The sequence below is a fragment of the Paenirhodobacter hankyongi genome (genome assembly GCF_003664585.1).
In the GTDB taxonomy this organism is placed as follows: Bacteria; Pseudomonadota; Alphaproteobacteria; order Rhodobacterales; family Rhodobacteraceae; genus Rhodobacter; species Rhodobacter hankyongi.
This window is the reverse complement of the sequence record NZ_RCHI01000006.1, coordinates 20,189-35,592: the sequence shown is the minus strand read 5'-3', so window position 1 is coordinate 35,592 and position 15,404 is coordinate 20,189. Positions and strand designations below refer to the sequence as shown.

16 protein-coding genes are annotated in these 15,404 nt (G+C 68.6%); 12 read left to right on the top strand and 4 right to left on the bottom strand.

The features are described from left to right. Nucleotides 1-30: 30 nt before the first annotated feature. Nucleotides 31-1,074 (bottom strand): aliphatic amidase, encoded by a 1,044-nt coding sequence (locus DYS74_RS07870; protein ID WP_121532601.1) that lies wholly within the window; start codon nucleotides 1,072-1,074, stop codon nucleotides 31-33. Between the two features lie 847 nt (nucleotides 1,075-1,921). Here DYS74_RS07870 and DYS74_RS07865 point away from each other — a divergent pair. Genes DYS74_RS07865 through DYS74_RS07815 form a run of 11 tightly spaced genes read left to right on the top strand, consistent with a single transcriptional unit; the run spans nucleotide 1,922 to nucleotide 11,841 of the window. Further along, nucleotides 1,922-3,169 carry a transporter substrate-binding domain-containing protein gene (locus DYS74_RS07865; protein WP_121532599.1) on the top strand — a complete coding sequence of 416 codons (1,248 nt, stop codon included), beginning with the start codon at nucleotides 1,922-1,924 and terminating at the stop codon, nucleotides 3,167-3,169. 60 nt (nucleotides 3,170-3,229) lie between these two features. Then, nucleotides 3,230-4,123: an urea ABC transporter permease subunit UrtB gene (gene urtB, locus DYS74_RS07860; RefSeq protein WP_121532597.1), complete on the top strand. Its 894-nt coding sequence runs from the start codon at nucleotides 3,230-3,232 to the stop codon at nucleotides 4,121-4,123. 5 nt (nucleotides 4,124-4,128) lie between these two features. Further along, complete coding sequence (gene urtC, locus DYS74_RS07855; RefSeq protein ID WP_121532595.1) at nucleotides 4,129-5,274, top strand: urea ABC transporter permease subunit UrtC; 1,146 nt, start codon at nucleotides 4,129-4,131, stop codon at nucleotides 5,272-5,274. 3 nt (nucleotides 5,275-5,277) lie between these two features. Beyond that, on the top strand, nucleotides 5,278-6,027 hold the full coding sequence (gene urtD / locus DYS74_RS07850) for an urea ABC transporter ATP-binding protein UrtD (RefSeq protein WP_121532593.1): 750 nt from the start codon (nucleotides 5,278-5,280) through the stop codon (nucleotides 6,025-6,027). Next, entirely contained in the window at nucleotides 6,027-6,722 is a 696-nt protein-coding gene (gene urtE, locus DYS74_RS07845; RefSeq protein WP_121532591.1) for an urea ABC transporter ATP-binding subunit UrtE, read from the top strand. Before urtD ends, urtE begins: the two co-directional genes overlap by 1 nt. A gap of 48 nt (nucleotides 6,723-6,770) precedes the next feature. Next, nucleotides 6,771-7,229, top strand: coding sequence for an urease accessory protein UreE (gene ureE / locus DYS74_RS07840; RefSeq protein ID WP_121532589.1), 459 nt, complete (start codon nucleotides 6,771-6,773; stop codon nucleotides 7,227-7,229). Then, a complete protein-coding gene (locus DYS74_RS07835; protein ID WP_121532587.1) occupies nucleotides 7,226-7,894 on the top strand; it encodes an urease accessory protein UreF in 669 nt (222 codons plus the stop codon). The genes ureE and DYS74_RS07835 overlap by 4 nt, the downstream gene beginning before the upstream one ends. A gap of 13 nt (nucleotides 7,895-7,907) precedes the next feature. After that, nucleotides 7,908-8,603, top strand: coding sequence for an urease subunit beta (locus DYS74_RS07830; protein ID WP_121532585.1), 696 nt, complete (start codon nucleotides 7,908-7,910; stop codon nucleotides 8,601-8,603). Between the two features lie 3 nt (nucleotides 8,604-8,606). Then, nucleotides 8,607-10,319, top strand: a complete 1,713-nt coding sequence (gene ureC, locus DYS74_RS07825; RefSeq protein ID WP_121532583.1) for an urease subunit alpha — start codon at nucleotides 8,607-8,609, stop codon at nucleotides 10,317-10,319. Further along, nucleotides 10,316-11,002: an urease accessory protein UreG gene (gene ureG / locus DYS74_RS07820; RefSeq protein WP_121532581.1), complete on the top strand. Its 687-nt coding sequence runs from the start codon at nucleotides 10,316-10,318 to the stop codon at nucleotides 11,000-11,002. The genes ureC and ureG overlap by 4 nt, the downstream gene beginning before the upstream one ends. After that, nucleotides 11,002-11,841, top strand: coding sequence for an urease accessory protein UreD (locus DYS74_RS07815; protein WP_121532579.1), 840 nt, complete (start codon nucleotides 11,002-11,004; stop codon nucleotides 11,839-11,841). Before ureG ends, DYS74_RS07815 begins: the two co-directional genes overlap by 1 nt. 3 nt (nucleotides 11,842-11,844) lie before the next feature. Here DYS74_RS07815 and hisG read toward each other — a convergent pair whose 3' ends face one another. Genes hisG through hisS form a run of 3 tightly spaced genes read right to left on the bottom strand, consistent with a single transcriptional unit; the run spans nucleotide 11,845 to nucleotide 15,100 of the window. Next, a complete protein-coding gene (hisG, locus tag DYS74_RS07810) occupies nucleotides 11,845-12,537 on the bottom strand; it encodes an ATP phosphoribosyltransferase (protein ID WP_121532577.1) in 693 nt (230 codons plus the stop codon). Further along, the gene (locus DYS74_RS07805; RefSeq protein WP_121532575.1) at nucleotides 12,534-13,607 is read right to left on the bottom strand and encodes an ATP phosphoribosyltransferase regulatory subunit; all 1,074 of its coding nucleotides are present in this window, start codon (nucleotides 13,605-13,607) and stop codon (nucleotides 12,534-12,536) included. Before DYS74_RS07805 ends, hisG begins: the two co-directional genes overlap by 4 nt. After that, a complete protein-coding gene (gene hisS, locus DYS74_RS07800; RefSeq protein WP_121532573.1) occupies nucleotides 13,607-15,100 on the bottom strand; it encodes a histidine--tRNA ligase in 1,494 nt (497 codons plus the stop codon). The genes DYS74_RS07805 and hisS overlap by 1 nt, the downstream gene beginning before the upstream one ends. 73 nt (nucleotides 15,101-15,173) lie before the next feature. Here hisS and DYS74_RS07795 point away from each other — a divergent pair, with 73 nt between their 5' ends. After that, nucleotides 15,174-15,380 carry a SlyX family protein gene (locus DYS74_RS07795; RefSeq protein ID WP_121532571.1) on the top strand — a complete coding sequence of 69 codons (207 nt, stop codon included), beginning with the start codon at nucleotides 15,174-15,176 and terminating at the stop codon, nucleotides 15,378-15,380. Nucleotides 15,381-15,404: the final 24 nt, after the last annotated feature.

Below are 15,404 nucleotides of genomic sequence, written 5' to 3'. Positions count from 1 at the left end.
AGCGGCGGGGTCCGCTCCGCCAGTCGGGGATTATTGCGCCTCTTCCTCCTTCAGCCCGCTCGGCAGCCCGCCGATCGGACAGCAGGCGGTCGACAGGGTCGACCGGGTGAAGGCCTCGACGTTCTCCTGCGCCTTCTTCGCGTCGGTGACCCAGGTCTTGTAGAAATCGAACGGGCAATCGGCCACGCCCTTGTCGCCGTCGCCCGAGTTGTAGACGCCGGTATAGCCGCGGTGGAGCAGCTTGAAGAGGTGGTTGGCCGACTGGTCGTTCTGCCGCGCGTCGCGGATCTGCGAGATTGACAGCTGCGCATATTGCACGCCCATCTCTTCCTCGGCGCAGGAGCCCAGCGTGCGCCCGTCGAAGCCGCAGATGGTCGAGTGGCCGAAGAAGGAATAGACCCCGTCCCAGCCGGTGCAGTTCGCGACGGCGACATAGGAGACGTTGGCCCAGGCCATCGCCTTCGCCATGGTGATCTGCTGTTCCTTGGCCGGGTACATGTAGCCCTGGCAGCGCACGATCAGCTCGGCGCCCTTCATCGCGCAGTCGCGCCAGATCTCGGGATAGTTGCCGTCATCGCAGATGATGAGCGAGATCTTCATCCCCTTCGGGCCCTCGCTGACGAAGGTGCCGGCACCGGGATACCAGCCCTCGATCGGGGTCCAGGGCAGGATCTTGCGATACTTCTGCACGATCTCGCCCTTGTTGTTCATCAGGATCAGCGTGTTGTAGGGCACCTTCTTCGGGTGTTCCTCGTGCCGCTCGCCGGTGATCGAGAACACGCCCCAGGTGTTGGCCTTGCGGCAGGCGCGGGCGAAGATCTCGGTCTCGTCGCCGGGGATCGAGGCGGCGGTCGCCATCATCTCGTCGCCGTCATACATCACGCCCATGGTCGAGTATTCGGGGAAGATCACCAGATCGAGCCCCGGCAGGCCCTGCTTCAGCCCGACGACCACGTCGGCGATCTTCTGTGCGTTCTCCAGAACCTCGGCGCGGGTGTGCAGCCGCGGGATCTTGTAGTTGACGACGGCGACGCCGACGGTGTCGTCCGTGCTGGTGATATCTCCGTGTCGCATGATGCGAACCTTTCCTGTTGGCGGATGGGTGATGTCGGGGAACACGCGGCGGGCACGCGGCAAGGCGCGTTCCGGTCTCGCTGGACCGGGGCCGATCATGGTCCGGAATGAAGAAAGGGCTCCTCAACGCCCGGATCGGGACGTGTGAGAGAGCCCTCTTGCTCGCTGTCCGAGGGATCGCTGTTGATCCCTGCCGCTTCATTACGACCCCGAATCCATGATTTTTCAAGAAAAATATATCATTTAATATCAAATACTTGAAATAAACACCCCGACAACATCGTCGAAGCGCCCCTGGCCCAGCCCGGATGCCACCGATGCGATTCGGCCGCGGCGACGGCACCTGGAAAAGGAACTTCGCGCGCGGGTTGCACGCCCGCGCGTGCACGCACGCGCCTGTGCGAGGGGGAACCGAGCCGCGATTCGCCACCCGGATCTTTCGGAAAACGCACAGTTACCGAGATTTCCCCCGGCCACGCCGGTCAGAAATTAATCATTTCGTGACGCAGATCCGAAAAACGCGTCTTTTCCGCCCGCCCATCCCGGCCCGGCCTTGAAAACCGAAAATCGGTGTCGCTAGCCTTTCTTCACGGCACCAAGGACGCTGCCGCTGCGGACCCGCCTTCCCGTGTTCCGCTCCCGGACCGAAACTGTTCCGGCACTTCCATCGTCTCATCTCCGAGCCATCGGCACTCTGCCCGCACCTGCGCCCCGTCGCGCGCCGCAGGCGGTTTCGCTGGCTCCGTTTCGATCCGTGCCGGCCAGATCTCGCGATCCGGACCGCAATGCCATTCCCCACATCCCATCGCGACCCCTTGCGGGCCGCCCTCCAGCAGAGGACCTGACAATGACCTTCTCCCGCAGACAGTTCCTGAAGACCGGCTCGGCGCTCGGCGCAGGCGCGCTTTCCGCGCCGTTCCTCGGCAGCCGCGCCTTCGCCGCCGGCACGATCGACGTCGGCGTGCTGTTCTCCGCCACCGGCGGGCTCTCGATCATCGAGGACAGCATGCAGAAGGCCACGCTGATGGCGATCGAGGAGATCAACGCGGCGGGCGGCGTGAACGGGATGCAGGTCAAGCCGGTGATCGAGGACGGCGCCTCGGATCCGAAGACCTTCAACGAGAAGGCCTCGAAACTGGTGCTGCAGGACCGCGTGCCGGCGGTCTTCGGCTGCTACACCTCGGCCAGCCGCAAGGCGGTGCTGCCGGTCTTCGAAAAGCGCAAGAACCTGCTCTTCTACCCGACCTATTACGAAGGCTCGGAATGCTCGAAGAACGTGGTCTACACGGGCTCGGCACCGAACCAGCAGCTCGACGTCTTCATCCCCTGGATCATCAAGACGCTGGGCAAGAAGAAGTTCTTCATCGTCGGCTCGAACTACATCTATCCGCGCGAGATGTCGAAGGTCTGCAAGATCCTGATCGAGCAGAACGGCGCCGAATGGGTGGCCGACGAATATCTGGAACTCGGCCATTCCGAATGGGGCGCGATGGTCTCGAAGATCAAGGACAGCGGCTGCGACGTGGTGCTGTCGAACGTGGTGGGCGACTCGGTCGTGGCCTTCTACCGCGAGTTCAAGAACCAGGGCCTCGATCACGCCACGCTGCCGATCTGCGCCTCGGTGACCTCGGAAATCGAGATCGCCGCGATGGGGCCGGAATATGCCGCGGGCAGCTACACCTCCTTCCCCTATTTCCAGTCGATCGACACGCCCGAGAACCAGACCTTCGTCGAGAACTACCGCAAGTTCACCAATGATCCGAAGGCGGTGACCCATTTCGCGATGATGAGCTGCTACATGCAGGTCTATCTGTGGAAGCTTGCCGCCGAGAAGGCCGCGGCGACCGAGCCGAAGGCGATCATCGGCGCGATCGGCGGTGTCGAGTTCGACGCGCCGGTGGGCAAGGTCAAGGTCGACCCCGACAACCTGCACCTCTACCTGACCCCGCGCATCGCGCAGTGGCAGGCCGACGGCCAGAGCAAGATCGTCGACGCCGCCCCCGCCCCGATCAAGCCGCTGCCCTACAGCGCCTACGGCGAGACCGCCGAGAACCTGTTCTGCACCGGCTCGGGGCTCGATTCCACCAAGCTCTGATCCAAGTCCCGGAGGGCGGCACGACGTCGCCCTCCGGCCCAGGCATTCACGGGGACCTCCATGGCTGACACCCTCTTCATCGGCCTGTCGCTGGCGTCGATCCTGCTGCTCGTCGCGCTCGGGCTGTCCATCATCTTCGGCTCGATGGGCGTCATCAACATGGCGCATGGCGAGCTGGCGATGATCGGCGCCTATACGGCGGTGCTGTCCGGCATCTATCTGCACCTGAACCTGATCGCGGCGATCCCGCTCGCCTTCCTCGTCACCGCGGGGGTGGGCTGGCTGATCGAGCGGCTGGTGATCCGCCATCTCTACAAGCGGATCATGGACACGCTGCTGGCGACCTGGGGCATCGCGCTGCTGTTGCAGCAGGCGATCCGGCTGCAGTTCGGCGCGACCTTCTTCGGCGTCAACATCCCGGGGCTCGGCACCGGGCTGCAGAACGTCAGCCTGCCCGCCTTCTTCCAGCAGTCCTGGAAGATCGGCGATTTCGTGATCCAGCCCTATCGCAGCTTCATCATCCTCGTCACCATCGCCCTCGCCGTGGCCACCTGGGCGCTGCTCTACAAGACCCGCTGGGGCATCCAGGTGCGCGCGATCATGCGCAACCCCGAGATGGCCGCCGCCTGCGGCATCGACGTGCGCAAGGTCTCGTCGATGACCTTCGCCTATGGCTCGGGCCTTGCCGGCGTCGCGGGCGTGCTGCTTGCGGGCTTCAAGACCGTCTCGCCCGAGATGGGGGCGACCCTCGTCGTCGACGGTTTCATGGTCGTCGTCGTGGGCGGCGTCGGCAGCCTCGTCGGCACCGCCGCCGCGGCCGGGATCCTGGGCGAGATCAACGGCATCGTGTCGCTGGTGTCGAACGACATCCTCGCCCGCGCCGTGGTCCTCGCGCTGGTGATCGGGGTGATCATGTGGAAGCCCACCGGGCTTTTCAACTTCAAGGGACGCTGAAGGCGATGAAACTCAGACTCACGACCCGCGGCGCGCTCGAGGCCGCCGCCTACGGCACCTTCATCCTCGTGATCCTGCTGCTGCCCACCGTCGCCGACGTGTTCTGGCTGAACCGTTTCGCCAAATATCTGGTCTATGGCATGCTCGGCATCGCGGTGGCGCTGTCCTGGGGCTATGCCGGGGTGCTCAACCTCGGTCAGGGGCTGTTCTTCGGCCTTGGCGCCTACATGGTCGCGATGACGCTGAAGCTGCAGAGCGAGACCTCGATGCAGCAGGGCGCCGACACGCCGATCCCCGATTTCATGGCCTGGAACTCGCAGCCCGGCGCACTCAAGGATCTGTGCTGCATCGCCCCCGGCTCCTGGCTGTGGATCCCGTTCCAGTCGCAGGCCTTCGGCATCGCGATGGTGCTGCTGGTGCCGACCGCGGTCGCCTTCCTGATCGGCTGGTCGATCTTCCGGCTGCGGATCTCGGGCGTGTTCATCTCGATCATCACCCTCGCCCTCGTGCTGCTGGTGCGGCTGCTGATCGTCGACTGGCAACCGGTGACGAACGGCTTCAACGGGCTGACCGACCTTGGCTGGCTGACCTTCGGCGGCTTCGAGTTCGACCCCTATGTGGTGCCGACCTATTACCTCGTCGCCTTCGGCACGGTGGCGGTGCTGCTGCTCACCCGGCTCTTGGTGGCGACGCGCGCCGGGCTGGTGCTGCAGGCGACGCGCGACGACGCGAACCGCGCGCGTTATCTCGGCTATGACGTGGCGCGCTATCAGGTGTTCTTCTTCACCGTCTCCGGGCTGATCGCTGGGATCGCCGGCGCCTTCTACGTGATCGCCTCGGAATTCGCCTCGCCCACCTTCCTCGATCTGACCTTCTCGGTCTCGATGGTGGTCTGGGCCGCGGTCGGCGGGCGCAACTCGCTGCTCGGCGCCTGCATCGGCGCGATCCTGATCAACACGATCCAGGCCACGGTGAGCGAAAGCGAGATGCTGGCCGAAGCCTGGAAGGCGATCATCGGGCTGATCTTCGTGCTGGTCGTGCTGTTCCTGCCGCGCGGCATCGCCGGGCTTGCCCGCGACATCGCGATGCGTCTGGCCGCGCTCCTCGGCCGCGGCACCCCCGCCGCGCAACCCCTTCAGAAATCGGAGTGAGCCATGGCGCAGAACGCATTGGTCATCGACGGCATCGGCGTCGACTTCTCGGGCTTCAAGGCGGTGGACGGCTTTTCCACCGTCATCGAGGAGGGCGAGGTGCGGGTGCTGCTGGGCGCGAACGGCGCCGGCAAGACCACGCTGATGGACCTGATCAGCGGCAAGACGAAATCGACCGAAGGCTCGGTCCATCTCTTCGGCCGCGAGATCACCAATCTCGAGGAACACCAGATCGCGCAGGCCGGCGTCGGCCGCAAGTTCCAGATCCCCTCGGTGTTCCGCGACCTGACGGTGCGCGAGAACCTGATCGTCGCCTGCGCCCGCCAGCCCTCGGTGCTGGGCAACCTGCGCCTGCGCCGCAACGCCGCCGAGAGGCGCCGCTTCGACGAGGTGGTCGAGCTGACGGCACTTGGCGACGTGCTCGACCGCGTCGCGGGTGTGCTCTCGCACGGCCAGACGCAATGGCTGGAGCTTGGCATGCTGATCGGCCAGGGCGCGCGGGTGATGCTGCTCGACGAACCCACCGCCGGCATGACCGTGGGCGAGACGATGAAGACCGCGGCGCTCATCAACCGGCTGCGCGGCGACTACACCATGCTGGTGGTCGAGCACGACATGGCCTTCGTGCGCGAGATCGCCAGCAAGATCACCGTCATGCACCTGGGCAAGCACCTGGCCGAGGGCCGGGTCGAGCAGATCGAACAGAACCCCGCCGTGCGCGAGGCCTATCTCGGAAGCGGAGGCATCCACTGATGTTGCAGATCACCGACATCGACAGCTACTACGGCGCAAGCCACATCCTGCACGGCGTCGGCCTCGAGGCCGGCAAGGGCGAGCTTGTCGGCATCCTCGGGCGCAACGGCACCGGCAAGACGACGCTCCTGCGCACGATCATGGGGATGACCACCCGCGCCACCGGCAGCCTGAAGCTGAACGGTCAGGAGCTGATCGGCGAGCCCACCAACAAGCGCGCCTTCGCGGGCTTCGGCTATGTGCCGCAGGGCCGCCAGATCATCCCTGACTTCACCATCCGCGAGAACATCCTGATGGGGCGCTTCGCGGCGAAGGACGGGCGCAAGGACATCCCCGAGATCGTCTACGAGATCTTCCCCTATCTGATCGAGAACCTCGACCGGCCCGGGGGCGTATTGTCAGGCGGGCAACAGCAGCAGCTCGCCATCGCGCGCGCGCTGGCGACCGAACCGAGCGTGCTGCTGCTCGACGAACCGACCGAGGGTATCCAGCCCAATATCGTCGAGCAGATCGAGAAGACGATCATCCGGCTGAACAAGGAGCTCGGCCTGACCATCCTGCTGGTCGAGCAGAACATCCGCTTCGTGCGCGCCGCCGCCACCCGCTTCGTGATGATGGAAAACGGCCGCTCGGTCGCGACCGGCGCCACCGCCGACCTGACCGAAGCGCTGATCTCGAAACACATGACGATCTGAGCCGGGGGCGGCCTCCGCCCCCCCCCTTTCCTGCGCCGGAGCATCGCGATGACCCTGCTCGTGAACCGCCTTCTCGGCACGCTTGCCGATCCCTGGCTTGGCGAGGCCGTGCACCGGCTCGAACACCGCGGCGCGGTCGAGACCGTCACCCTGCCCCGCGCCGACCTGGCGCGGCGCCGGCTGCGGCTGCGCACCGACCGCGGCAGCGATCTGGCGATCGCCCTGCCGCGCGAGGTGGCGCTGGTCGACCGGGCGGTGCTGCTCCTTGATCCCGACCGGGCGGTGATCCTGCGCGTCGAGGCCGAAAACTGGCTGCGGCTGCGCCCGCGTGACGGGGCCGAGGCACTGTCGCTGGGCTATTTCGCCGGCAACCTGCACTGGCGCGCGCGGTTCGAGGGCGGCGATCTGCTCGTCGCTGTCGAGCACCCGCTGGCGACCTATCTCGAGCGGCTGCGCGACCGGCTGGCCGAGGGCCGCGTGCAGCAGGTGGAACAGGCCGCCGGATGAGCGACACCGCGCTTCTCGCCCTGTTGCAGCTGTGCGACACCGCCTTCCCCTCCGGCGCCTTCGCCTTCTCGGGCGGGCTCGAGGCGCTGGTGGGCGAGGGCCGGGTGCAGGGCGCGGCACAGGTCGGCGATTTCCTGACCGACGAGGTCCTGCCCCGCTGGGCCGGCTTCGACCGGGTCTTCCTGCGCCGCACCCATGCCACCCGCGACCTGGAGGAGATCGCCCGGATCGACGCCGACTGCGAGCTGCACAGCACGGTGGAAAGCCTTGCCTCGGCCTCGCGCCGGACCGGGCGGGCGGCGCTCTCGACCCACACCCGGCTTGGCACCCCGGGCTGTGCCGCGCTTCTGGCGCAGGTGCGCGCCGGGCAGACGCCCGGGCACGCGGCGGTGGTGCAGGGGCTGGCCGGAAACGGCCTTGGCCTGGCGCTTGCCCCGCTCGAGGCCGGCACGCTCCACGCCCTCGCACTCGCCACGCTTTCGGCCGCGGTGCGGCTTGGCGCGCTTGGCGCGATGCAGGCGCAGCAGATCCTTGCCGCCGCCCGCCCGGCCATGGCCGCGCTGCTCGCCGCCCCGCCGCCCGCCGCCCCCTTCACCTTCAGCCCGCGCGCCGACATCGCCGCGATGCGCCACGGGCAGACCCCGCTGCGGCTTTTCGCCGTCTGAACAGGAGGATCCGATGCAACTGACCCCGACGGAACTCGAACGGCTGACGATCTTCACGGCCGCCGAACTCGCCCGCCGCCGCCGCGCCCGCGGCCGGCTGCTGAACTATCCCGAGGCCGCGGCGCTGATCGCCGACGAGATCCTCGAGGGCGCGCGCGACGGGCAGAGCGTGGCCGAGCTCATCTCCTTCGGCTCGACGATCCTGACCAGCGACGAGGTGATGCCGGGCGTGGCGCAGATCATGCCGATGCTGCAGGTCGAGGCGACCTTCCCCGATGGCACCAAGCTCGTCACCGTGCATGACCCGATCCGGCCGGGCGCCACCGCCCCCGCCCCGGGCCCCCTGCCCGGCGAGATCATCGCCGCCGAGGGCGAGATCGAGCTGAACGCCGGCCGCCCGAAGGTGACGCTCGCGGTCACCAACACCGGCGACCGGCCGGTGCAGATCGGCAGCCATTTCCATTTCTTCGAGGTCAACCGCGCCCTCGACTTCGACCGCGCCGCGGCCTTCGGCATGCGCCTCGACATCCCCGCCGGCACCGCGGTGCGCTTCGAGCCCGGCCATGGCCGCGAGGTGACGCTCGTCGCGATCGGCGGGCGGGCCGAGGTCGGCGGGCTGAACGGGCTGACGAATGGCGACAGCCGCGATCCGGCGGTGAAGGCAGCTGCGCTTGAACGGGCGCGGCAGGGCGGTTTCAGGGGAGCTTGAGCGATGGCGACGATGACCCGCGCGGCCTATGCCGCGCTTTACGGGCCCACGACGGGCGACATGGTGCGGCTTGGCGACACCTCGCTTCTGGCCGAGATCGAGCATGACCACGCGATCCCGGGCGAGGAATGCCTGCACGGCGGCGGCAAGACGCTGCGCGACGGGATGGGGCTCGCGGCCGGGTGGACCAGCGCCGACGGCGTGCTCGACATGCTGATCTCGAACGTGGTGGTGATCGACGCGGTGCTGGGCATCGTGAAGGGCGATCTCGGCATCAAGGACGGCCGCATCGCGGGCTTCGGCAAGGCCGGCAACCCGGCGGTGATGGACGGCGTGCACCCGAACCTGATCGTCGGCGCCGCAACCACGGTGCGCGACGGCGAGGGCATGATCGCCACCGCCGGCGCGATCGACGTGCATGTGCATTTCGACAGCGCCCAGCTGGTCGAGCACGCCCTTGCCAGCGGCATCACCACGATGCTCGGCGGCTCGCTCGGCCCGATCACCGTCGGCATCGACAGCGGCGGGCCGTTCAACACCGGCAAGATGCTGCAGGCCTCGGAACACTGGCCGATGAACTTCGGCTTCCTCGGCCGCGGCAACGCGCACCGCCCCGAGGCGATGGTCGAGCAGATGAAGACCGGCTGCATGGGGCTGAAGATCCACGAGGACTGGGGCGCGATGCCGGCGGCGATCGACTGCTGCCTCTCGGTCGCCGACGATCTCGACTTCCAGGTGCAGCTGCATACCGACACGCTGAACGAGAGCGGCTTTGTCGAGGATACGCTCGCCGCCATCGCCGGGCGGGTGATCCACATGTATCACACCGAGGGCGCGGGCGGCGGCCATGCCCCCGACATCATCCGCGTCGCGGGCGAGATGAACTGCCTGCCCTCCTCGACCAACCCGACCAACCCCTACACCGTCAACACCTTCGAGGAACACCTCGACATGACGATGGTGTGCCATCACCTGAACCCCGCGATCCCCGAGGACGTGGCCTTCGCCGAAAGCCGGATCCGCGGCCAGACCATCGCCGCCGAGGACGTGCTGCACGACATCGGCGCGATCTCGATGCTGGGCTCGGACAGTCAGGGCATGGGCCGCATCGGCGAGGTGATCTGCCGCACCTGGCAGCTCGCCTCGAAGATGAAGGACCAGCGCGGCCGCCTGCCCGGCGAGACCGCCCTGCGCGGCGACAACGCCCGGATCAAGCGCTACATCGCGAAATACACGATCAACGCCGCGCGCTGCTTCGGCATCGAGGAGCATGTGGGCAGCCTCGAGACCGGCAAGATCGCCGATGTCGTGCTGTGGCGGCCGGCGCTGTTCGGGATCAAGCCCGAGATCGTGGTGAAGGGCGGCTTCATCGCCTGGGGCGCCATGGGCGACAGCGCCGCCAGCCTGATGACCTGCGAGCCGCTGATCCAGCGCCCGCAATGGGGCGCCTTCGGCCGCGCCGCGCCGGCGCTTGGCGTGAATTTCGTGCATCCGCTGGCGCTTGCGGCCGATCTTGCCGGCACGCTCGATCTGCGCAAGCGGCTGCTGCCGGTGCGCGGCACCCGCAAGCTGGCCAAATCCGACATGCTGTTCAACGACGCCTGCCCGAAGATCACCGTCGACCCCGCCACCTTCGACGTCTTCGTCGACGGCGAGCTGGCGACCTGCGAGCCCGCCCGCGAGGTGCCCCTGGCGCAAAGGTACATGCTGCGATGACCCATCCCTTCCCCGATTTCACCGCCCCCGCGGGCCCGGCCCGGATCGGCATCGGCGGCCCCGTCGGCTCGGGCAAGACCGCGCTGATCGAGCGGCTGATCCCCGCGCTGACCGGCCGCGGGATCTCGCTCGCCGTGATCACCAACGACCTCGTCACCGACGAGGATGCCGAGCGCGTGCGCCGCTCGGGGCTGATCGACCCGGCGCGGGTGCGCGCGGTCGAGGCCGGCGCCTGCCCGCATACGGTGATCCGCGAGGATCCGACGCTGAACCTCGCGGCGGCCGAGGATCTCGACGCCGCCTTCCCCGGGCTCGACCTGATCCTTCTCGAAAGCGGCGGCGACAATCTCGCCTCGACCTTCTCGCTCGATCTGGTCGACTGGTGGATGTTCGTGATCGACGTCGGCCAGGGCGACGACATCCCGCGCAAGCGCGGCCCGGGGATCATGCAATCGGACCTGCTGGTGATCAACAAGCTCGACCTGGCGCCCTATGTCCATGTCGATGCCGCCGCGATCCTGCGCGAGGCCCGGGCGATCCGCGCGGCGCGTCCGGTGCTTGGCTGCTGCTGCCGTCCCTATGGGCGCGACGGGGCGGACGGCACCGACGGCATCGACGCGATCGTCGACCTGATCGACCGCGAGGTGCTGTTCACCCGCGCCGCGCGGCAGGATGCGGGCTGATGGCGCGCGACCTGCCGTCGCGCCCGCCGGGCCGCCGGCTCGAGGCGCGGCTGGCGTTCCGCTGCCTGGACGGGCGCACCTTCCTTGGCGCGCAGCTGACCCCGCACCCGTTCCACATCACCCGCCCCTTCGCGCTGCCGGGCGATCCGGAGGGGCTGGCCAGCCTGTATCTGCAATCCTCCTCGGGTGGGCTTTACGGCGACGACGACCTGCGACTGTCGGTGACGCTCGAGCCCGGGGCGCGGCTGCACCTGACCACCCAGGCCTCGAGCGTCGTCCATGCCGGGCGCGGCGGTGTGGCGCGGCAATCGTGCCGGCTGCGGCTTGGGGCGGGGGCCCATGCCGAATACCTGCCCGACCCGCTGATCCTGTTTCCGGGCGCGGCCTTCTGCGGCGCGCTCGAGCTCGACCTTGCCCCCGGCGCGCGGGCGATCCTGTGCGACAGCTTCCTGACCCATGATCCCGCGGGCGCGGGCGGTCTGTTCGAGGCGTTGGAGACCACCGTCTCGATCCGCACCGAAGGGGCCGCGGGGCTGATCGACCGGCAATGCACAGGCGGTGCCGACTGGGCCCGGCGCTGCGCCGGCGCGCTTGCGACCTTCTACCTTGCCGGCTGCACGGATGCACGGGCGGTGGCGGCCGATCTGAACGCGCGGCTGCGCGACTGGCCCGCCGCGCGGGAGGTGTTCTGGGGGATCGAGGCGATGCCCGGTCGCGCGCTTGTCGCGCTGCGCCTTCTCGCCCCGGACGGGCGGCGGCTCGGGGCGCTCACCGCCCCGTTGCTGCCCGCATTGCGCGCCGCTCTGACCGGATGGGACAGCGCGGCGCGGCGGAAATAGCGCTCAGACCCCGAGCTGTGCGATCAGCGCCGCGCGCGGCGCCTCGAGCCCCGCCCAATCGGCCATGCGCGAGGCGAAGAGCGTCGCCTGCGAGCTGTGAATGAGCCCGTCCGACAGGATCTTCAGGTGGTTCGCCCGCAGCGTCTCGCCCGACGAGGTGATGTCGGCGATCGCCTCGGCGGTCAGGTTCTTCACCGTGCCCTCGGTCGCGCCCTGGCTGTCGACCAACTGCCAGTCGGCAATCCCCTCGCGGGTCAGGAACTCGCGCACCAGACGGTGATATTTCGTCGCGATCCGCAGCCGGTGGCCATGCGCCGCGCGGAAGGCATGCGCGGCGGCGTCCAGATCCTCGAGCGTGTCGACATCGGCCCAGCAGGCCGGCACCGCGATGATCAGATCGGCATGGCCGAAGCCCATCGGCGCCAGCTCCTCGACCAGCGTCTGCCAGTCGGCGAGCTTGTCGCGCACGAGGTCGGACCCGGTCACGCCCAGATGGATGCGCCCCGCGGCCAGCTCGCGCGGGATCTCGCCCGCCGAGAGCAGCACCAGTTCGACTTTCTCGGCGCCATCGACCGCGCCCGCATATTCGCGCTCCGACCCGATGCGGCGCAGGCGGATGCCCCGCTCGGCGAACCAGTCGAAGGTCTTCTCCATCAGCCGCCCTTTCGAGGGCACGCCCAGCTTGATCGCGCTCATGCCTGCGCCTCCAGATCGGCCACCAGCCCCGGACGGATCACCCCGCCCACGGCCGGAATTTCGCGCCCCTGCCCGAGGAAGCGGGTCAGCGCGTCATAGCGCCCCCCCGAGGCCACCGGCGGCAGCGCCGGATCGGCGGCGGTGAAGGTGAAGACGAAGCCGTCGTAATATTCCATCGTGGTGCGGCCGTGGCTCGCCTCGAAGCGCAGCGCCGAGGTGTCGATGCCGCGCGCGGCCATCGCGGCCAGGCGCCGCTCGAGCCGGGCGATCGCCGGCGGCAGCGCGGCGATGCCAAGCGCCGACAGCCGCGCGGGGGCCTCCTCGGCCGGGCAGCTCAGCGCGAAAAGCGCGTCAAGCTGTGCGACGACCTCGGTCGGGATCGGCGCGGCGGCGGCATCGGCGCGCAGCACGGCGATACGCGCCGCCATCTCCTCGGGGCTGCGCAGCCCGATCCAGGGCGCACCCTCGGGCGCCCCGGCGGACAGCAGCGCGGCGCGCCCGCCCGGCACCGGGGTGATCCCCGCATAGCGCTGCAGCAGGCCGTGGAAGCGACGCGGCCGCCAGATGTGACGGGCAAGCGCCGCCTTGCGCGGCGCAATGGTGTCGATGCCCTCGACCGCGGCGCGCAGGATGCCGATGTCGCCGATCGTGCTGGTCAGCCGCAGATGCGCCAGCAGACGGGCGAAGAGCGCAAAGACCTCGGCATCGGCGGCCTCGGGGTCCTCGCGGTCGAAGACCTCATAGCCCGCCTGCAGGTATTCGTTCGCCCGCGCCGCGCCGCGGTGATCCTGACGGCGGAAGACCTCGCCCATGTAGCAATAGCGCGCAGGTTCCGCCCCGCCCGCCATGTGGGCCTCGACCACCGGCACGGTGAAATCGGGACGCAGCATCATCTCGCCGCGCAGCGGGTCCGAGGTGACATAGGCGCGGGCGCGGATATCCTCGCCGTAAAGGTCGAGCAGGGTCTCGGCCGGCTGCAGGATGTCGGGCGTGACCTCGGCGGCGCCGGCACGCAGGAAGGCGCCCAGAAGGCGCTCGCCGATCTCGCGGGAACGGGGTTTCGACGCCATCACAGGCCCAGCCCCAGCATGCGTTTCACCGTGGCGACCATCTCGTCGCGCGGCACTTCGACCTGCGCGGGCTGGTTCTTCCACTCCTCGAGGCTGGCCGAGGCGGCGATCTTCGCGCCGAGCACCAGGTCCTTGATCTGCACGACGCCGCGCGCGGCCTCGTCGGTGCCCTGGATGATCGCGACCGGGCTTTCACGCTTGTCGGCATATTTGAGCTGATTGCCGAAGTTCTTCGGATTGCCCAGATAGACCTCGGCGCGCAGCCCGGCGCGACGCAGCTCGGAGGCCATGGCGAGGTAATCGCCCATTCGGTCGCGGTCCATCACCGTCACGACGACGGGGCCCTGTTCCGTGCCACCGATCCGCCCCTTGGCGCGCAGCGCGGCCAGCAGCCGGTCGACGCCGATCGAGACGCCGGTCGCCGGCACGGTCTGGCCGGTGAAGCGCTTGACGAGGTCGTCATAGCGCCCGCCGCCCGCGACCGACCCGAAGGAGCGCTTGCGCCCCTTCTCGTCGAGGATCTCGAAGGTCAGTTCGGCCTCGAACACCGGGCCGGTATAATAGCCAAGCCCGCGCACCACCGAGGGGTCGATGACGATGCGGTCCGGGCCATAGCCCTGCCCGTCGAGAAGCGCGGCGATGAGTTCAAGCTCGTCCACCCCCTCGGCGCCAAGGGCCGAGCCCGCGACCAGCTCGCGCAGCCGCGCGACGGTGGCGGCGCCGGTGTCGCGCTTCGCCTCCATGAAGCCCATCACCACGTCGGCCTGTGCGTCGGTCAGCCCGGCGCCCTTGGTGAAGTCGCCCGACTCGTCAAGCCGCCCCTTGCCGATCAGCGCGCGCACGCCCGTCTCGCCGAACTTGTCGAACTTGTCGATCGCGCGCAGCACGATGCCGCGTTCCTCGGCGAATTTCTCGGGGTCGGTCGGGTCGAGCACGCCCGCCACTTCCATCACCCCGTTCAGCACCTTGCGGTTGTTCACCCGCACGACATAGTCGCCGCGCGGAATGCCCACCGCCTCCAGCGCATCGGCCAGCATGCCGCAGATCTCGGCATCGGCCGCGACCGAGGGCGCGCCCACGGTGTCGGCGTCGCATTGATAGAACTGGCGGAAGCGGCCGGGGCCGGGCTTCTCGTTGCGCCAGACCGGGCCCATCGTATAGCGCCGGTAGGGGCTGGGCAGGTCGTTGCGGAACTGCGCCGCGACGCGCGCGAGCGGCGCCGTCATGTCATAGCGCAGCGCCAGCCAGTCGCCGCCCTCGTCCTGCCAGGCGAAAACGCCCTCGTTCGGCCGGTCGACATCGGGCAGGAACTTGCCCAGTGCCTCGACCGTCTCGACCGCCGAGGTTTCCAGCGGATCGAAGCCATGCGCGCGATAGACGTCCGCGATGGTGGCGAGCATTTCGGTCCGCTCGGTCACTTCCGAGCCGAAATAGTCGCGAAACCCCTTCGGCGTTTCCGCGCGCGGACGGCGCGGTTTCTTCTCGCTGGACATGGTCTTGCACCCGATCGTTTCTCGGGCGAGGGTGTAGCGGATGGGCTGCCGCGCGGCAAGCGCCGGAGGGAAAATGACGGACCGGATCGAGCGGCTCGAGGAACAGATGGCGTTCCTCGTGAAGACGGTGGATGAGCTGAGCGACGTCGTCGCCCGGCAGGAGCGCGAGATTGCACGCCTGTCGCGCGGTCTCGGGATGCTGATGGAGCGCGAGGCCGAGCGCGAATTTTCGGACGGCGGGCAGATCCCGCTCGCCGACCAGAAGCCGCCGCATTACTGATGCACGGCCGGCCTGGCCCCGGGC